We start from the raw sequence: 18,674 nt of genomic DNA on the forward strand, positions 1-18,674 counted from the left end.
GCCGTTCACACGCGGCCCGATCCGTGCAGGCCGAACGTGGGGCAGGTAACGATGGGGCATCTCGCAGCGAAAGCTCAGGATCACCGGCTTATTCGCTCCCCAACCCACGAAGGTCATGTTCATGAAAACCCGCTACCTCCACCGAAAAGAGCTGCTCGCCGCCATGGCTGTTGCGATCTCGGCAACCAGCATTTCCGCAATGGCTGCCGATCAGCCCATACACGTGCGCGGAACCGTCGCCGACGTGACGGCTACCGGCTTTACCGTGCAGACCGATGCCGGCTCCAGAACCATCACCATCGCAGCCGATACACGAATTACCGGCGTGGTGCCGAGCAGCCTCGACCAGATCGCGCCAGGCTCGTTCATCGGTTCGGCCAACGTGCCCGATGGCAAGACCTCGCGTGCGCTCGAAGTGGTGGTATTCCCATCGGCGATGAAAGGATCCGGCCTGGGTGACTACGCATGGGATCTCCCCGCCAAAGGCGGCAGCACATCGGCGATGACCAACGGCAGCGTGATGCCTTCGGCGATGACGAACGGCACCGTCAAAAAGATGAATCACGCGATGCCGATGGCATCGGCGATGACGAACGGTACCGTGAAGAGCGCTTCCGGCAGCAGCGATCGCATGCTGGTGGTTGATTATGGAAAGGGCGAAAAGACGATCGCCGTGCCAGCCAACGTGCCGGTGGTGACCTTCAAACCTGCTGACAGGAACGCGATCGTCAAGGGCACGCATGTTTTCGTGGTGGGCTTGCCTGGCAATCCGGTGAACGCCAAGATCGTGACCGTCGGCCTCGATGGCACCGTGCCTCCCATGTGATGGGCAGCGGCATTTGAAGTATTCCACGTCGTCCGTCCTTGCCTGCATGCTGTGGGCAGGGACGGAGCGCTCGAATGTCTTTTGTGTCGGCCCCTCGGGATCGTCATGAGCGATATATGACCGATCCCGGGGTTCGAAGCCGCTACGCATCCCGATCAGATGCCGGCGTACCACTCGTAGCCCTGGTCTTCCCAATAGCCGCCCTTGCCGTCGCCAATCGCATCGAAGGATTTGACCACCTCGATGCGGCTCAGGTATTTCGCCTGCTTGTAGCCAAGTTGCCGACCCACGCGCAGGCGCAGGGGCGCACCGTTCGGCACCGGTAGCGGTTTGTCGTTCAAGCCGAAAGCCAGCAGTGTCTGCGGATGCCTCGCCTCGTCGATGTCCACGCTCTCGTAATAAGGCGTGTCCACGTCCATCTCGTCGAAGCAGTGAAAAACGACGAAGCGTGCCTGCGGATCGGCCCCGACGTGGTCGAGCACGGCGGAGAGCAAGGTGCCTTGCCATTTGCCGATGGCGCTCCAGCCTTCCACGCAATCGTGCCGGGTGATCTGCGTGCGCGTGTCGAGTTTCTTCAGGTCGTCGATCGACAGCATGGCGGGGTGGCTGACCATGCCGTCCACCTGCAATTTGTAGTCACGGAACTGATTCGCCATCAGCGTCTGATACGCCGGCGTGTTGGGCATCGTGGTGCCGTTGGGATGAAATACCGAGGAGATGTCGGCCTCGGTATATTCCTTCGCCATGGCGCTGGACGGTGCCAGCAAAGCCTGCACGCGGCGGTTCAGCCCCTCGGCCTTGCCCAGCACCTTCGGACCCCAGCTGCTTTGCGAAATGCGGTCGCAGCCGGCGACGATCAGGCTGGCCGTACCCATGATGGCGATGCGCAGGAATGATCGGCGGTCAGTCATGGGAACGCTCCTCGGCAGAGATCGTCTCGTCTGGATCGGAGGTATGGCCTTTACCTGCATCGACTTTGTAATAACCGGTGATCATGCCGCGCAGCTGATTGAACACACCGCTTATGAGCACTTCGAACAGATGGATCAGCACGAAGGCGACGAATGCCCAGGCGATGATGAAATGAATGGTCCGTGCCGACTGGCGGCCACCAACAGCCTCGACCAGGGGCGAGAGCACGGCATCCATGCGCGGCGACATCGCCAGTCCCATCAGCACGATGCCGACACCGAACACGAAGATCACGATGAGGTAGGCGAGCCGTTGCAGGATGTTGTAGCGCAGCGCCTCTTCGCCGTGCGGATGCTTGAAGCGGATGTGGTCGAGGATCGAATGACCGATGCCGCGCCAGTCACTGCGGGTGGGCCACAGATCGCGTTGCAGGTGCCTTCTGGCGAGGGAATAGCCGACGTAGCAAAGCCCGTTGAGCACGAACACCCAGGCGAAGAAGAAGTGCCAGCGCCTTCCCATCGCCAGCCAGCCGGCGCCCGGTACGGTGAGCCAGGATGGAAAGCCGCGTACTTCAGGCGTGCCGTCGCTGCCTTTGGATACGCCCAGCACGCCGGTGGTGGTGAATTCGAGGCTGCCGATCCGGGTGGTGCCGACCAGGTTTCCTGCCGAATCCTGATGGGCGTCCAGGGTCAGCAGTTCCTTGCCCTTGTCGGACCGGTTGCCCCAGTAAAGGCTCGGATGCGCGTTGAAGATCTGCAAGCCGCTGAACAGCATCAGCGACAGTGCGATGACGTTGATCCAGTGCATGATCCGGATCGGCAGCGTATGCCGATAGACCAGCCGGCGCGATGGCTGCGGCGACACGGGTGCCGGCGTCTCCAACTCGACAACAGCAACACTTTCCGTATTCACGATGTGCACCCCCGGCAAAACATGACCAACAGAGCAGTGTTCAATTATGCGGATGCGACGGAGATCGATCTCTCACCAGCCGCATCGACAGCATTTTGTCTTACTTTCGTTGCCATGCCGCGTGAAGTTACTCGCCGGTAAGGGGAGAGCGCAAATGGATGCTGCGCCAACCTCCTGGCGATGCGGTTCTCAAGGGGGCAGATCCGTTGCTGACCAACGCACATGGGCGCAGCGATGCGCAACCGATAGCCGCGGGACAGTGACGGTTCGACCATCTGGGTCTGCCAGTCCATCAGCCCATAGGTCGTCTTCCAAACAGACGCGGGTCAAACACCACATGTCCGGGAATGGCCAGCACCACGTCGGTGCCGCCGAGCTCGCCACGGCGAATGGTCAGAGTGGCGCCGAGTTTTTCCGCCCGCTCGTGCATGCCGACCAAACCCCAGTGACCGTCACGCCGGCCCTGCCGGATAGTGCTCGCCTGGATGCCGCGGCCGTCGTCGCGAACGGCGATGCGCAAGCTTTGCGGTTGGTAGCTGATATCGACCTTGATCAACTTGGCGTTGGCATGGATGAAGGCGTTGCGCATGGCTTCGCGGACGATTTCGACGACTTCGTCGCAGGCGGGAGGGCATAAGGGTTTCTCGACGCCGCTCATGCTTACCCGGAAGGGTGTGCCATAGGTGGATGCCAGCTCTTCGCCGATCGCGTGAATGGATTGGGTAAGTTGCCCCCGTCCCTGATCGGCGCCGCGCAGCGCCACGATCTTGTCGCGCCCTTCGACCAGCATGTCACGCGCCTGGACGATCGCTGCATCCAGGGCGCCGCGCTGGCGATCGTCGGCAGGCAGCCCAGCGACCAGCGCTTGCAGGCGAAGCAACAGGCCTTGTACGCCTTGCAGCAAGGTGTCGTGCAATTCCCGCGCAATGCGTTCGCGTTCGCGGGTGCGCTCTTCAAGACGCAGGCGGATCCGCCCGCTCATCAGACGCAGCCACCACAGATAGAGCGCTGCGATCAGCAGAAGTCCGGCGGCGATGCATAGCAGGCGGAACCACGAGGTTTGAAAGAACTGCGGCGCAATACTGAAGTCGATGCTGGCGTCTTGGTCGTTCCAGATACCGTCGTCATTCGCAGCAGTGACATGGAAGCGGTACTTGCCCGGCCCGAGATTGGAATAGAACGCCTCGCGGCGGGTGCCGCTGTCCTGCCATTGGTTATCCACGCCGTCGAGCTTGTAGCGGAATCGCACACGGTCGGGAATGGCCAGGCTGGTGGCGGTGTAGTCAAGGCGCACATTGCTGGTGTGCTGCGGCAGGCGCAGCGATTGCGGGTTGGTATAGCTGCGGTCGCCGGCAGTCAGGCCCTGGATGAATACCGGCGGCGCGATGGGATTGCGGTGCAGGCGCGCAGGATCGATCCATGCAACGCCCTGGTTGGTGTTGAACCAGATGCGGCCCAGGGAATCCGCGGCGGCAGTCGATACAGGCGAGGCCTGCAACGCAATGCCGGGCAAGCCGTCGTGGTAGTCGTACAACTCATAAGCTGCGCGGTAGCCGCCGCCGAAGCCTTTATGGAAGGCATCGGCATCAATATGCATGACGCCCCGGCTGCCATTGATCCAGACGTCGCCGCGGTCGGTGCGTACGATGCCCGACACGCCGGCCAGCACCTGCGGCTCGGTGATGGCGAGCGACTCGAATCGTCCCTGGCGCAGGCGGGCGAGTCCGCCATCGCCACCGACGAGCAGGTCGCCAGCGCTGGTGTCGATGGTGGCGATATTGCCGACGTGCAAGCCCTGGGCCGGTCCGAATACCTGCCGCACCTGGCCGTCGATCGACAGTATCCGGTTTTCGGGGTAGCCGGCCCAGAGCCGGCCGGAGGCATCGAGAGCGAGCGCGCTGGGTGTCATCGCATCCAGTCCGGGGCCCTGATCAACACGGGTCCAGTGGTTCTGGTCCCAGTGATAAAGGCCGTTGTCGGCAAAGCTGGCCCACAGTCCGCCTTGTCGGTCCGAGGCTATCGCCCGGACGGTCACAAGCTTGCCGGCCACCGGCAGCTCGAGCGGGACGAAACGGCCATTCACCATCCGGCCGAGGCAGTCGTACCCGACCAACCACAAGGTGTTGTCGGCCGCGTAGAGTGCCGCGTCGATATGGGGTAGGCCTTGCGAGATCACTTCCGCGTCTTGCGCGGTAGCACGCAGGAGCGAACCGCCGCTCGCCATCCAGATCTGGCCTACATCGCTGGCGACGAGCTCGGAACTGGCTGCTGGCACCGCCTTGGTGTTCGCCGGCACCCGCACTTTGTTGAGATGAAAACTGCTCAAACCCAGATTGGTACCGGCCCACAGCGTGCCTTCGCGGTCCTCGAGCAGCGGTACCGCAACGTCCGATGGCAAGCCGCTATCGTGATTGAACACGCCATCGATGTCGGCGGGTTGCAGCGAGCGGCCGCCGGCCAGGCGAGACGGCGACGACACCCGATAGACGCCGCCCCGCTCGGCATCGGACCCCCACAGATGACCGTCATGGTCGAACAGCAAGCGCTTGGATCGTGCGAAGGACGTTCTGGCCAGCGGTTGCTTCAGATCGGGCGAAGGGTGCGCCGCGGACAAGCCGGGCAGGGCGCGAGTGCCGTGCAACCCGTCCGACAGCCACAGCGTGCCGTCAGATGCCTGCGCCAGAACGGCATCCGGATCCACGCGCTCGCTGGTGCTCTCGAAACGGTGCGAACCCTTGCGCAGGAACATCAACTGGTCGCCGGTGGTCACCCACAACGTGCCCTCGCTGTCGGCCATCACCCAGTCGGCCCGTTTCGCCGGATAGCCCCAGTCGCTACCTATGGTCTGCCAATGCCGGCCATCGAAGCGCGCCAGCCCTCCGCGGCTGGCGGCCCATAGGCTGCCGTCACCGGCTTGGGCGAAGGCGATCACCATGCCGGTTGGAAAGCCGTCGCGATCGGTGTAGTGCGTAACGTGGCCGGCCTTGAGCACGCTGGCGCCGCCGTAGAAAAAGCCGATCCACAGGGAACCGTCTGGAAGCATGGACAGGGCGGTGATGTCCATGGAACGGAAGCCTTCGCCCGGCGAAGGTTCGTAGCGTTCGAATCTAGCGCCGTCGAAGCGGTAAAGGCCGGTTCCTGTGCCCAGCCACAGGAACCCGTCGCCACCCTGGGCCAGCGCCCAGATGTCCGCCGGCGCAGCGCGCTCGACGGTCCAGGAGGTCAGCCGAAACTGCTCGGCCGTGCTGACGGGTTGCGCGCTTATGCACCAACACAGACCCAGCAGGCACGCGCCCAACAGGTTTCGCAGCGCGTTGTATGTACTGTGCTTCATCCACATCGCTCTGATAAGCATGCTCCTTGTTGCGATCCGTATTCCGGTCGGAGGCTGCTTTGGAGCGGGTTACTGACGGGCAGTGTATCGGCAACGCTCCACCGCGTCCGGCGGCCCGGACGGTGTGTTCACCCGAATGGGCATTGAACCTTTCGCCGCGGCGCCGGATAGTGCCTGGCGTGGAAAACCAGAATGGCAAGCTCAGGGTACTCATCGCCGACGACCATCCGGTCATGCGGGACGGCCTGCGCGCCGCGATCGACAGCGCCGCCGACATGACCGTGGTCGGCGAAGCGGCCGATGGCGCGCAAAGCGTGGCGCGTTTTCGCCAGCTGCAGCCCGACGTGGCCTTGTTGGACCTGCAGATGCCGGAGATGGACGGGTTGCAGGCGATCGCCGCGATCCGCGCCGAATACCCCGATGCCCGGCTGGTCATCCTGACGACCTACCCTGGCGATGCCCGGGTGAGGCAGGCGCTGGCCCTGGGAGCCACGGCCTACCTGCTCAAGACCTCCACCCGCGACGACATTCTGCAGGCGATTCGCAGCGCAGCGATTGGACGTCGCACGATCGTCGGCGAACTGGCGAGCGAGGTCGCCTCGCATGCCGTGGCGGACATGCTTACCGCCAAGGAACTAAGTGCGCTGCGTCTGGTAGCCACGGGGCATGGCAACAAACGCATCGCCGAGATGCTGTGCATTTCCGAAGACACAGTGAAGGCGCGTCTCAAGAGCATCATGGCGAAGCTGGGCGCGTCGGACCGCACGCATGCGGTGACCATCGCGATCCGGCGGGGCTTTCTCGACTCGTAAACCAAAGATGCCCATAGCGGCGCACCCCGGATTTGATTCTGGGGCGCGCTGGTAAGGCGTTGGGCTGAAGGGGCGTATTCGTCGAGCCGGTTTTGCACCCAGGCCTCCATCGAGATACCCCAATTCGGGTAGTTGCGGCTTGCCCATTCCGGGCTGTGCATGAGCGCGAGCCTCGGGGAAAGTGAACGCCTCCGCTCGCTTCGCGGAACTTCTCTCCGAGGCATCGACGCGAGATGCCGAGCCCTTCGTGAGCGATCTCGCCGGGAGCCCCTGGCGCGAGCTGCTCTTCCCCGTTTTCACCCAGGAGACCGCCATGTCCATCACTGCAACGCCTACACCCGGCAAGCTGTTGCTGACCCCGGAGGATCATGCCTTGATCATGATCGACTTCCAGTCGCAGATGTCGTTCGCGACGCATTCCATCGACGCCATCACGCTGCGCAACAACGCCGGCCTGGTGGCGCGTGCGGCGGCCAGCTTCAAGGTGCCGACCATCCTCACCACCGTCGCCGAGAAGAGTTTTTCCGGCCCGATGTTCAGCGAGGTCACCGACCCGTTCCCGGGCCAGGCGCTGCTGGATCGCACGTCGATGAATACCTGGGAAGACGCCGCCGTCATCAAGAAGGTGAATGAGATCGGCAAGACGCGCCTGGTGCTGGCGGGTCTTTGGACGTCTGTCTGCATCGTCGGTCCGGCGCTGTCGGCGATCGATCAGGGCTTCGAAATCTATGTGATTACCGACGCCTGCGGCGATGTCTCGGCCGAAGCGCACAATCGGGCCATCGAGCGCATGGTGCAGGCGGGCGCCCGCCCGATGACGGCACTGCAATATCTGCTGGAGCTTCAGCGCGACTGGGCGCGCACGGAGTCGTACGACAGCACCACCGGCATCGCCAAGCAGTTCGGTGGTTCTTATGGCCTGGGGATCATCTACGCCAGGTCGATGTTCGGCGCGCACGAAGGCTGAGTGTGGTCATGAGCGGCGGCCTCGCCGGCCGCCGCATTCACGTTGTCGAGTGGAGAGGTCGATGAAGCCCTATATTCTTTCTATCGCCGCGGGATTGCTGGTGGGCATCGTCTACAGCCTGTTGAAGGTTCGCTCGCCTGCGCCACCGGTGATCGCCCTGGTCGGCCTGCTGGGAATTCTTGCCGGCGAACAGATCCCACCCCTGATCAAGCACCTTCTGAACCGGGATGCCGTGGAGACCTCCTGGCTCCACGGACAGGTCAAGCCACACGTGTTCGGCAATCTTCCCGAAGGCCAGCGCGCGACCAAGCCGACACCTGAGACGGAGGCCAAGTCATGAGCCCCGCGCAGACCATCCCCGAGCTGATCCTGCATCGCGGCCAGTTCGCCACGCTCGATCGCGGCCAGCCCCATGCCTCGGCAGTGGCGATTGCCGGCGGCCGCTTCATTGCGGTGGGCAGCGATGCCGACATCATGGCGCTGGCCGGCACCAACACGCGTGTGGTCGACCTCAAGGGCCGTCGCGTGTTGCCCGGTTTGATCGACAACCATCTGCACATCATCCGTGGCGGCCTGAACTACAACCTTGAACTGCGCTGGGATGGTGTGCGTTCGCTGTCCGACGCGATGAGCATGCTCAGACAGCAGGTGGCCATCACCCCGGCGCCGCAATGGGTGCGTGTAGTCGGAGGGTTCACCGAGCACCAGTTCGCCGAAAAGCGCTTGCCGACGATCGACGAGCTCAACGCCGTGGCGCCGGACACGCCGGTATTCCTGCTGCATCTTTACGATCGTGCGCTGCTCAACGCGGCCGCGCTACGCGCCGTCGGCTATACCCGCGACACGCCGGAGCCGCCGGGCGGGCAGATCGTGCGCGATAGCGATGGCAACCCCACCGGCTTGCTGCTTGCCAAGCCGAATGCCTCGATTCTTTATGCAACGCTCGGGCGCGGTCCGAAGCTGCCGTTCGATTACCAGCTCAATTCCACGCGCCACTTCATGCGCGAGCTCAATCGGCTCGGCGTCACCGGTGCGATCGATGCCGGCGGCGGCTCGCAGAACTACCCGGAAGACTATGCGGTGATCCAGCAACTGGCCGACGAAGGCCAGCTGACCATCCGCCTCGCCTACAACCTGTTCACGCAGAAACCCAAGGCGGAGAAGGACGACTTTCTCCACTGGACGCGGACGTCCAAGTACAAGCAGGGCGACGATTACTTCCGCCACAACGGTGCGGGCGAGATGCTGGTGTTTTCCGCGGCGGACTTCGAGGATTTCCGTCAGCCCCGGCCGGACATGCCGGCCGAGATGGAGGGCGATCTCGAAGGTGTGGTGCGTGTACTGGCCGAGAATCGCTGGCCGTGGCGCATGCATGCCACCTACGACGAAACCATCAGCCGCGCGCTGGATGTGTTCGAGCGGGTGAACCAGGATATCCCGCTGGAGGGATTGAACTGGTTCTTCGATCACGCCGAGACGATCTCCGAACAGTCGATCGACCGCATCGCGGCGCTCGGCGGCGGTATCGCCGTGCAGCATCGCATGGCCTACCAGGGCGAGTACTTCGTCGAGCGCTATGGCATGGGCGCGGCGGAAGCCACGCCGCCGGTCGCAAAAATCCTGGAGAAGGGTGTGCGGGTGTCGGCCGGTACCGATGCGACCCGCGTGGCGTCGTATAACCCGTGGGTATCGCTGGCTTGGCTCATCACCGGGCGCACCGTGGGCGGCTTGCGTCTCTATCCCCAGCGCAATTGTCTGGATCGCGAAACCGCATTGCGCATGTGGACCCAGAACGTCACCTGGTTCTCCAACGAAGTGGGCAAGAAGGGCCAGATCAAGGTCGGCCAGTTCGCGGATCTGGTGGTGCCGGATCGCGATTTCTTCGCCTGCGCTGAAAGTGAGATCGCCGACACCGCCTCGGAGCTGACCATGGTCGGCGGCAAGATCGTGTACGCCGCCGGTATGTTCACCGACCTGGATGAATCGCCGATTCCGCCAGCGATGCCGGATTGGTCGCCAGTGCGCCGCTTCGGCGGTTATGCCGCATGGGGTGAGAACAAGGCTGGCGCAACGGCAGTACGCCAAATGGCGATGCAATCTTGCGGTTGCGCGCATGCCTGCGGCATCCATGGTCACGATCACGCTACGGCCTGGTCGAGCAAGCTGCCGATAGCCGATCTCAAATCCTTCTGGGGCGCGCTGGGCTGCGCCTGCTGGGCGATATGACCATGCGCGATCTGTTCGAATCACAGGTCATACGCTGGGTGGCCTTGCTGCTGCTCTGTGCCGCCTATCTGCAAGGCGGCATCGACAAGGCCGCGGATTTCGGCGGCGCCGTCGGTGAAATGCAGCACTTCGGCCTCGCGCCGCCGGCGCTGTTTGCCGCGATGACCATCGTGCTGGAGCTCGGCGCGTCACTGTTGATCCTTACCGGCTTCTATCGCTGGCTGGGCGCGCTGGCGCTCGCCGTCTTCACGCTGATGGCGACGTTCATGGCCGCCCGCTTCTGGGAGCTACCGCCGCCTCAGCGGCTGCCGGCGGCCAATACGTTCTTCGAGCATCTTGGCCTGGTCGGCGGATTCCTGCTGGTGGCATGGCACGACCTGCGCGAACGGCGCGCCGCGATGACATGACGGCACCTTCATTCACCGATCTTCTGTTGTTCCCCTGATCTGGAGCTTCCCATGCGCATCAAGTCTCTCGTACTGGCGGCCGTCCTCGGACTCGGCGCGGCTTCGCTCGCTACCATTGCGCCACTGGAAGCGCGTACAGCGCAAGCCATTCCCGAAGTCGCAGTGGGCTCGCAGTACGACACCACGCATGTGTATGTCGATCCCGCGGAAGTCGACCACTTCGTGCAGAGTTTCCTCGCCACCTTCGGCGGACAAAGCACCAAGCAAGTCGTGGCTACCGTCACGCCTACGCCCAGCAGCACCACCTCGCAGCTGTTGCAGACGCCGGTGGGCACGGTGTCGCTGTTCGGTTTCAAGACGCCGATCCCCCATCCGTTCGGCACGGAGCGCACCGGTTATCTGGTGAAAGACATGGATGCGGCGATCCGCGCGGCACGCGCGGCCGGTGCCGACGTCATCGTCGAAGCCTTCCCCGATCCGATCGGCCGCGACGCCGTGATCCAGTGGCCGGGCGGCGTGAACATGCAGCTCTATTGGCACACCACCGCGCCGAACTATGCGGCGTTCCAGACCGTGCCGGAGAATCGCGTCTACGTGTCCAGGGATAGAGCGAACGCGTTCATCCATAGTTTCCTCGCCTTCGCCCATGGCAAGGTGGTCTCCGATGATGCGCATGCGCCAGGCGCCGAGATCGGACGTCCAGGCGACACCTATCGCCGTGTTCGCATCGAATCGACCTTCGGCAAGATGTCGGTGCAGGTCACCGACGGCCATCTGCCGTATCCCTACGGGCATGAGCTGACCGGTTACGAAGTCGTCAATGTCAGCGATACGCTGGTGAAGGCCAAAGCCAGCGGCGCAAAAGTGCTGGTGGAGCCTTACGTGGCCGATGGACGACAGATTGCCATGCTGGCTTTTCCGGGCAACTACGTCGCGGAGATCCATGCGGCGGTGGGCAAGTAAGCGCGATGCGATGGGTCGCCCTCGCCAGTGCTGGCGCCTTCCTGCTTGCGCATGCGGTACATGCGCAGGAGACGGGCGTCGCACCTGCGAGGCCAGTGCCGTTGTTCAATCGGTGGCAGGAGAACTGGTCGCCGCTGGCCGACCCGGCGCTGCGCACTGAACCGGGCGATTCGCTCAAATACATCGCGCTTTCCGCCAACAACCCGGCCAGCTATCTCTCATTGGGTGTGAACCTGCGAGAGCGCGTGGAATTCAACGACGCTGCGGGTTTTGGCGTGGGCGGTGGCCGCAGCGACAGTTACCTGATCCAGCGCTTGCAAGCCCACGTGGATATCCACTTCAACGAGCACTGGCAGCTGTTCACTCAGCTGGAAGACGCTCGCGATGCCAACAAGCGCACCACCACTCCGGTCGACAAGAACCCGCTCGATCTGCGGCTGGCCTTTCTTGCATATAGCCACAGCTTCGATGCGGGCACCTTCAAGGCGCGTATCGGCCGCCAGGAATTCGCTTTCGATCTGCAGCGCTTCGTGTCGCTGCGGGATGGGCCGAACGTACGCCAAGCCTTCGATGCAGTGTGGGCGGATTGGGAAACCGGGCGTTGGCGTTTCATCGGCTTCATCAGCCAGCCGGTGCAGTATGCGGACGCGCATCCGTTCGATGACAGCTCAAGCGGCCATGTGCGTTTCAGTATGCTGCGCGTGGAGCGCCAGGTGTTCGGCAATCAGGAGCTGTCCGCTTATTACTCGCTGTTCGCGCGCGACAACGCCAGATACATCGACGGCAGCGGTCGCGAGCTGCGCCATGTCTTCGATACTCGCTATGCCGGCGCGGCCCGCGGTTTCGACTGGGATCTCGAAGCGATGGCGCAGCGCGGTTCGGTGGGTGTCAAGGACATTCGCGCCTGGGCGATCGGCACGCGCGCGGGCTACACCTTCGCATCGATCGACTGGCAGCCACGCATCGGTTTGCAAGTGGATGCGGCCTCGGGCGATCGGCATCGCGGCGACAACATCATCGGCACCTTCAATCCGCTGTTTCCGAACGGCTACTACCTCACCTTGGCCGGTTTTACCGGCTACACAAATTTCGTCCATGTGAAGCCGTCCGTCACGTTGAAGCCGTCTTCACGCCTGACCCTCATTGGCGCGCTTGGTTTGCAATGGCGCGAGACGACGGCCGATGCGGTGTACACGCAGCCCAACGTCGCGGTGCCCGGCACGGCGGGCAACGGCGGCCGCTGGACCGGTGTCTATGGGCAACTACGCGCCGACTACGTCTTCAATGCCAATCTCGCCGCAGCGGTGGAGATGGTGCATTTCGAGATCGGCGATGCCATCCGCCGCGCGGGTGGGCACAACAGCAACTATCTGGGCGTCGAGCTCAAATACATGTGGTGAGTCCACCGGTGCGCACCATCGAACTCAGGGAAAACGAAGACCATGAAACTGACCGTGCCGACCCTACTCAGCTTCAATGCCGGCTATGTCGATACGGCAGGCTTCCTGGCTTTGCACGGGCTGTTCACCGCCCACGTCACCGGCAACTTCGTCACCATCGGCGCGGCATTGGTACTGGGCACGTCCGGCATCGTCACCAAGCTGCTGGCGCTGCCGACCTTCTGTGTGGTGGTGGTGCTCGCGCGCCTGCTGCGCTATCGCCTGATCGATCGCGGCTGGCCAGTTCTCAAGACCATGCTGGGGGTGAAGTTGCTGCTGCTGACCATAGGCGGCGTTCTAGCCATCCATTACGGTCCATTTCCCCGCGGTGATGACGGGTTCGCGATGCTCACCGGGCTCACACTGGTGGCAGGTATGGCGGTGCAGAATGCATTGCAGCGCGTGCATCTGGGCGCCGCGCCGCCCACCACGCTGATGACCGGTACTACCACCCAGATCATGCTCGACGTCGGCGATCTCCTGCAAGGCGTACCGGCCGATCAGAAAGACGCGATCCATGTGCGCCTGGGACGCATGGGCCAGGCGTTGCTTGCCTTCGCATTGGGTTGCGCCATGGCCGCCTTGCTCTATGCCGGGGTGAGCACCTGGTGTTTCGCGCTGCCGCCGCTGCTGGCGCTAGCCGCCTATCTTCATCGCGACGCCAGCGCAGGTGGCTGAGTTGACGCCGTCAATATTCCATTTACCAGAAGGAGACGATGATGAAAGACACGAGCAAGGCCAAACAGCGGCGAAAAGCTCCGCTGACCACGCCCACGACGTTGGGTGAAGATGCAAGGCGCGACATAGGCGGCGAACTCAATGCGCTGCTTGCCGATTTCTTCGCGCTTTATCTGAAAACAAAGAACTTCCATTGGCACATGTCCGGACCCCATTTCCGCGACTATCACCTGCTGCTGGACGAGCAGGCGGACGATATCTACGCCACGCTGGATCCGATCGCCGAGCGGGTGCGCAAGATCGGCGGCACCACGCTGCGTTCCATTGGGCATATCGCCAGGCTTCAGCGTCTCAGCGATAACGACGCGGACTTCGTCTCGCCAGGCGACATGCTGGCGGAGCTGCGCGAGGACAATGCGCGCGTCGTTTCGACGATGCGCGAGGTGCATGGTCTCTGCGACGAATACGGCGATGTGGCTACGGCCAGCTTGCTGGAGAACTGGATGGACGAGGCGGAGCGTCGGCTGTGGTTTTTGTTCGAGTCCGGGCGGAATGCCTGAGTCCATGGGCGGCCACCTCTCATGGCGCGGTGGCCGCCCATGCGAATGCGCGACGGTCGTGATCCAGCCGCCGAACCAACTACGGCCAGCAGATCCGTTCGCGTCCAAGAAGTACAACTACCCGGACGAGTAGATCAGGTTTACCTCGATAGGTCTTCGCATCTGTTCTTGACTGAAGACAATGAACGCTACGCCAGCATCTTGTCGCCCCGCTGGATCATTCCTCGCGTTCCACCATGCGCCGGTCGCCTTGCCGGCGCGTGCACGAAGTGTCACGCAAACGCCCCCCAAGGCAGCGACGAATCGAACCAGGAGATCCCGTATGTCGTCGAAGGATTCCAGCCATGACATCGATCCAGCACGTCGTGCTTTTCTCGGTACCACTGCAATGGTTTCCGCAGCACTGGCATTGCCCATAGCCGGATTCGCAGCAAGCGCTTCCGGCCAGGGCAAGGCCGCACCTACCTCACCTCGACATGGACACTCTGACATGACCACGATTACCGCCAAAGACGGAACGCAGATCTATTACAAGGATTGGGGGAAGGGACAGCCCGTCGTGTTCTCCCACGGTTGGCCGCTGACGGCCGACGCGTGGGAGGCACAGATGCTCTTCCTCAGCTCGCATGGCTACCGCACTATCGCTCACGACCGTCGCGGTCACGGCCGTTCGGGCCAGCCATGGGACGGCAATGACATGGACACCTATGCCGACGATCTCGCCGCGCTGATCGAAAAGCTGGACCTGAAGAACGTGGTCCTGGTCGGCCACTCCACCGGTGGCGGCGAAGTGGCGCACTACATCGGACGCCATGGCAATGCGCGCGTGGCCAAGCTGGTGCTGATCGGTGCCGTGCCGCCGATCATGGTCAAGACCGCCGCCAATCCCGGTGGACTGCCGATCGAAGTGTTCAACGACATCCGCCAGAAGACCCTGGCTGATCGTTCGCAGTTCTTCAAGGACCTTTCCGGCCCCTTCTTCGGTGCGAACCGGGCGGGATCCAAGGCGACGCAGGGCATGCGCGATTCCTTCTGGATGCAGGGCATGATGGGCAGCCTCAAGGGCCAATACGACTGCATCAAGGAGTTCTCTGAAGTCGACTACACGCCGGACCTGAAGAAAGTCGAAGTGCCGACGCTGGTCATTCACGGCGACGATGACCAGATCGTGCCGATCGACCATGCCGGTCGCCTCTCCGCCAAGATCGTCAAGCACGCCACGCTGAAGGTCTATCCGGGGGCGCCTCATGGCCTGACCGCGACCCATCAGGAGCAGGTCAACAACGACTTGCTCGAGTTCATCCGTTCCTAGGCCAGCCAAGTACCGGTCGCGGTTTCCGCGACCGGTTGCTCAAGCCCGACAGCGGCGTGCCGTTGGTTCGGCGGCGCAAGGGAATATGATGGATCGATACCTAATAATGGACATCTCGGCTCATCCTGGACAGTGAGATGCACTATGCAAGACGAGATGCGTGACACGAGCTACATCGGGGCAAATCCTGAATCTGGCTCCGATACGCGCGGTGCGCAGCGATTTCCCCGCCTGACCGACGAGATGGCCGAACGCGTCGCGGCCTATGGCGAGGCCGAGCAGGTGCCTGCCGGCACGATTCTGTTCGAGCGCGGTCAACGCGGTGCGGATTTCTTTCTCGTACTGGACGGCGGCATCGAAATCATCGATCTCGACGATGACGGCCATCCGCGGAAGATCACCACGCATACGCGCCATCAATTCACCGGCGAGCTCGACCATTTCAATCAACGCATGATCCTGGTATCGGGCTTGACGATGGTTGAAAGCCGCCTGATCCGTATCACCCGCGAAAACTTCCGCAGGCTGGTCAGCGGAGAACCCGATATTGGTGAGATCATCATGCGGGCGTTCATTCTTCGCCGCGTGAACATTATCCAGCAGGGTATCGGTGGTGTCGTGCTGATAGGGCCCGGCCACGGCGCGGACACGCTGCGGCTGCAGCGGTTCCTGGTTCGAAACGGTTACCCGCATCGCCTGATCGATACCGACCTCGACCCGAAGGCGGCAGGATTGCTCGACACGTTCGAAGTCCAGCCGCATTTGTTTCCCGTCGTGGTTTCACCCGATCATCAGATGTTGATGAATCCGTCGACGGCGGAGCTTGCCGATAGCCTGGGATTGACTGAGTCGCTCGAGCCCGGCCACGTCCACGATGTCGCCGTGGTGGGGGCCGGGCCGGCCGGCCTGGCTGCAGCGGTATATGCCGCCTCGGAGGGTCTGGACACCATCGTGATCGAAGGCTTGGCGCCTGGCGGTCAGGCGGGCACCTCGTCGAAGATCGAGAACTATTTGGGATTTCCTACCGGCATTTCCGGGCAGGCGTTGGCGGGACGTGCGCAAATTCAGGCGCAGAAATTTGGCGCTCGCCTGGCCATCTCACGCAACGTGATGAGCCTTCACTGTGCATCGCAGCCTTACCAGCTGGAGCTGGACGATGGACAACGAGTGACGGCGCGCGCTGTCGTGATCGCGACGGGTGCGCGCTATCGCAAGCTGGATGTGCCCAACTACGAACGCTATGAAGGACAGGGTATCCACTACGCGGCCACGCCCATGGAAGGGAAGCTTTGCGCTGGCGAGGAAGTCGTTGTGGTGGGCGGGGGAAATTCCGCTGGACAGGCGGCGGTGTTTCTTTCGCGCATCGCCGCGCATGTGCATATGCTGGTGCGCGGTACCGGGTTGGCAGCCACCATGTCCGACTACCTCATTCGACGCATCCAACAATCGCCCCGGATTACCCTACATACCGAAACACAGATCGTGGGCCTCGAGGGAGGCGACCGGTTGCAACACGTGACCTGGTCCGGACGGCGCGACGGCTCGTGCGAAACCCGGGCGGTCGCCAACGTATTCGTGATGGTAGGGGCCGAACCGAACACGGACTGGCTCCATGGCTGTCTCGCACTCGATGCGAAAGGCTTCGTCATCACCGGCATCGATGGCGAAGGCATGCCTACTTCCGTGCCGTTTGCGACCAGCAAGCCTGGCATCTTTGCGGTCGGGGATGTGCGTAGCGGCTCGGTCAAGCGGGTGGCGTCCGGTGTCGGCGAAGGGTCGGTGGTGATCCAGGCTGTGCACTCATTCCTGAATCCGGATGCGGGTTGATACCCAGCCGTTTCGGCGCAGCATGAATCACGTCCCTGCTACGTCGTGGTCGCCAGAGTGCATGACATGACTCTTCGTCAAAATGCATGGAGGTCTCATGAACCAACATTTTGATGCCGTCGTGATCGGCGCGGGACAGGCAGGGCCACCGCTCGCCGAAAAGTTGAGCGGCGCAGGCAAGCGCGTCGCCGTGATCGAGCGAAAGCTGGTGGGTGGTACCTGCGTGAATACCGGGTGCATACCGACCAAAGCCATGGTGGCCAGCGCCTACGTAGCGCACATGTCGCGGCGCGCGCATGAGTACGGCGTGCGGCAAGCTGGGGACGCCCTCGTCGACATGCGACAAGTCTGGCAGCGGACCCAGGGCATTTCAGGAGCAGCCCGCAATGGTGTCGACCATTGGCTGCACAACATGTCTCATGTGACCTTGCTGGAAGGGCACGCCCGCTTCGAGTCGGCGACCGCTTTGCGGCTAGGCGATAACCTCATCGAAGCAGAGTCATTCTTCATCAATGTCGGCGGACGTGCGGCAGTGCCCGATCTCTCCGGCATCGATGCCGTCCCGTTTCTGACCAATACGGGCATGATGGAGCTTCGCGATTTGCCGGAGCACCTGATAATTATCGGCGGTAGCTATATCGGCCTGGAGTTCGGGCAGATGTTTCGCCGCTTCGGATCGAAGGTGACCATCGTCGAGCGGTCCGCGCGCTTGTTGCCGCACGAAGACGAGGACATTTCAACATCCATTCTGGCGCTGCTTCAGGACGAAGGCATCACGGTGCATCTGGGCGCTGAATGCATTGCGCTGGAAGGGGGCGCCGGTGCGGTGAGAGTGAAGGCGCAGGGCAATAGAGTTTGCGAGAACGCCGTGGGTACGCATTTGCTGCTCGCCGTGGGTCGCCGGCCCAACACGGACGACCTTGGCCTGGACAAGGCGGGCGTCGCTGTCGACACGCATGGTTACATCGAGGTCGACGAGCACTGCCGGACCAATGTGCCCGGCATATGGGCCATGGGCGATTGCAATGGGCGGGGTGCTTTTACCCATACCGCCTATAACGATTTCGAAATCGTCGCCTCGGATGTGCTCGATCGAGGCCAGCGGCGCATTTCGGACCGCATCCTTGCCTACAGCTTGTTTACCGATCCTCCGCTGGCCCGGGTCGGTATGACCGAACAGGAGGCACGGCGATCCGGGCGCAGGGTTCTGGTCGGTACAAGGCCCATGTCGCGGGTAGGGCGGGCGATCGAGCGCGGTGAGACGGTCGGTTTCATGAAGGTTGTCGTCGACGGATCCACTCAAGCATTGCTAGGCGCCGCCATTCTTGGCGTGAACGGCGATGAAGCCATTCATTGCCTGCTTGATGCGATGTACGCCAAATCGCCGTACACCGTCGTCTCCCATGCCGTGCATATCCACCCGACGGTGTCGGAGTTGCTGCCGACGGTGCTGCAAGATCTTCGAGCGGTCTAAATGGGAAAAGTCCAAGTGTGGGAAA

The 18,674-nt window shown here is 62.7% G+C and carries 16 protein-coding genes; 13 read left to right on the plus strand and 3 right to left on the minus strand.

The features are described 5' to 3' along the window. The first annotated feature begins 121 nt into the window (after positions 1–121). On the plus strand, positions 122–826 hold the full coding sequence (locus BUA26_RS12815; RefSeq protein WP_072761586.1) for a hypothetical protein: 705 nt from the start codon (positions 122–124) through the stop codon (positions 824–826). Positions 827–981: 155 nt separating this feature from the next. Here BUA26_RS12815 and BUA26_RS12820 read toward each other — a convergent pair whose 3' ends face one another. The 3 genes from BUA26_RS12820 to BUA26_RS12830 all read right to left on the minus strand — a co-directional run bounded on the left by BUA26_RS12820 (position 982) and on the right by BUA26_RS12830 (position 5,984). Continuing rightward, positions 982–1,737, minus strand: a complete 756-nt coding sequence (locus tag BUA26_RS12820; protein WP_072761218.1) for a molybdopterin-dependent oxidoreductase — start codon at positions 1,735–1,737, stop codon at positions 982–984. Beyond that, the gene (locus BUA26_RS12825; protein ID WP_255368318.1) at positions 1,730–2,650 is read right to left on the minus strand and encodes a cytochrome b/b6 domain-containing protein; all 921 of its coding nucleotides are present in this window, start codon (positions 2,648–2,650) and stop codon (positions 1,730–1,732) included. The genes BUA26_RS12820 and BUA26_RS12825 overlap by 8 nt, the downstream gene beginning before the upstream one ends. A 292-nt stretch (positions 2,651–2,942) precedes the next feature. Next, positions 2,943–5,984 (minus strand): sensor histidine kinase, encoded by a 3,042-nt coding sequence (locus BUA26_RS12830; RefSeq protein WP_178368585.1) that lies wholly within the window; start codon positions 5,982–5,984, stop codon positions 2,943–2,945. A 179-nt stretch (positions 5,985–6,163) separates the two neighbouring features. On the opposite strand from BUA26_RS12830, the gene BUA26_RS12835 reads away from it, so the two are divergent. The 12 genes from BUA26_RS12835 to BUA26_RS12890 all read left to right on the plus strand — a co-directional run bounded on the left by BUA26_RS12835 (position 6,164) and on the right by BUA26_RS12890 (position 18,649). Next, positions 6,164–6,796 carry a response regulator transcription factor gene (locus BUA26_RS12835; protein WP_072761220.1) on the plus strand — a complete coding sequence of 211 codons (633 nt, stop codon included), beginning with the start codon at positions 6,164–6,166 and terminating at the stop codon, positions 6,794–6,796. A gap of 313 nt (positions 6,797–7,109) precedes the next feature. Continuing rightward, positions 7,110–7,763 (plus strand): hydrolase, encoded by a 654-nt coding sequence (locus tag BUA26_RS12840; protein WP_072761588.1) that lies wholly within the window; start codon positions 7,110–7,112, stop codon positions 7,761–7,763. A gap of 61 nt (positions 7,764–7,824) precedes the next feature. Beyond that, positions 7,825–8,103 carry a XapX domain-containing protein gene (locus BUA26_RS12845; RefSeq protein WP_072761221.1) on the plus strand — a complete coding sequence of 93 codons (279 nt, stop codon included), beginning with the start codon at positions 7,825–7,827 and terminating at the stop codon, positions 8,101–8,103. 14 nt (positions 8,104–8,117) lie between these two features. Continuing rightward, complete coding sequence (locus BUA26_RS12850) at positions 8,118–9,989, plus strand: amidohydrolase (RefSeq protein WP_218587840.1); 1,872 nt, start codon at positions 8,118–8,120, stop codon at positions 9,987–9,989. 2 nt (positions 9,990–9,991) lie between these two features. After that, on the plus strand, positions 9,992–10,396 hold the full coding sequence (locus BUA26_RS12855) for a DoxX family protein (RefSeq protein ID WP_072761589.1): 405 nt from the start codon (positions 9,992–9,994) through the stop codon (positions 10,394–10,396). A gap of 51 nt (positions 10,397–10,447) precedes the next feature. Then, entirely contained in the window at positions 10,448–11,359 is a 912-nt protein-coding gene (locus BUA26_RS12860) for a glyoxalase (protein WP_143154267.1), read from the plus strand. A gap of 5 nt (positions 11,360–11,364) precedes the next feature. Continuing rightward, the gene (locus BUA26_RS12865) at positions 11,365–12,759 is read left to right on the plus strand and encodes an alginate export family protein (RefSeq protein WP_072761223.1); all 1,395 of its coding nucleotides are present in this window, start codon (positions 11,365–11,367) and stop codon (positions 12,757–12,759) included. A gap of 42 nt (positions 12,760–12,801) precedes the next feature. After that, the gene (locus BUA26_RS12870) at positions 12,802–13,476 is read left to right on the plus strand and encodes a YoaK family protein (RefSeq protein ID WP_072761224.1); all 675 of its coding nucleotides are present in this window, start codon (positions 12,802–12,804) and stop codon (positions 13,474–13,476) included. Between the two features lie 41 nt (positions 13,477–13,517). Next, entirely contained in the window at positions 13,518–14,036 is a 519-nt protein-coding gene (locus BUA26_RS12875) for a Dps family protein (RefSeq protein WP_072761591.1), read from the plus strand. A 490-nt stretch (positions 14,037–14,526) separates the two neighbouring features. After that, positions 14,527–15,348, plus strand: a complete 822-nt coding sequence (locus BUA26_RS12880) for an alpha/beta fold hydrolase (protein ID WP_083572996.1) — start codon at positions 14,527–14,529, stop codon at positions 15,346–15,348. A 144-nt stretch (positions 15,349–15,492) separates the two neighbouring features. Then, entirely contained in the window at positions 15,493–17,175 is a 1,683-nt protein-coding gene (locus BUA26_RS12885) for an FAD-dependent oxidoreductase (protein WP_255368319.1), read from the plus strand. Between the two features lie 97 nt (positions 17,176–17,272). Then, complete coding sequence (locus tag BUA26_RS12890) at positions 17,273–18,649, plus strand: FAD-containing oxidoreductase (protein ID WP_072761226.1); 1,377 nt, start codon at positions 17,273–17,275, stop codon at positions 18,647–18,649. Positions 18,650–18,674: the final 25 nt, after the last annotated feature.

The sequence above is a fragment of the Rhodanobacter sp. OK091 genome (assembly GCF_900142825.1).
GTDB lineage: Bacteria > Pseudomonadota > Gammaproteobacteria > Xanthomonadales > Rhodanobacteraceae > Rhodanobacter.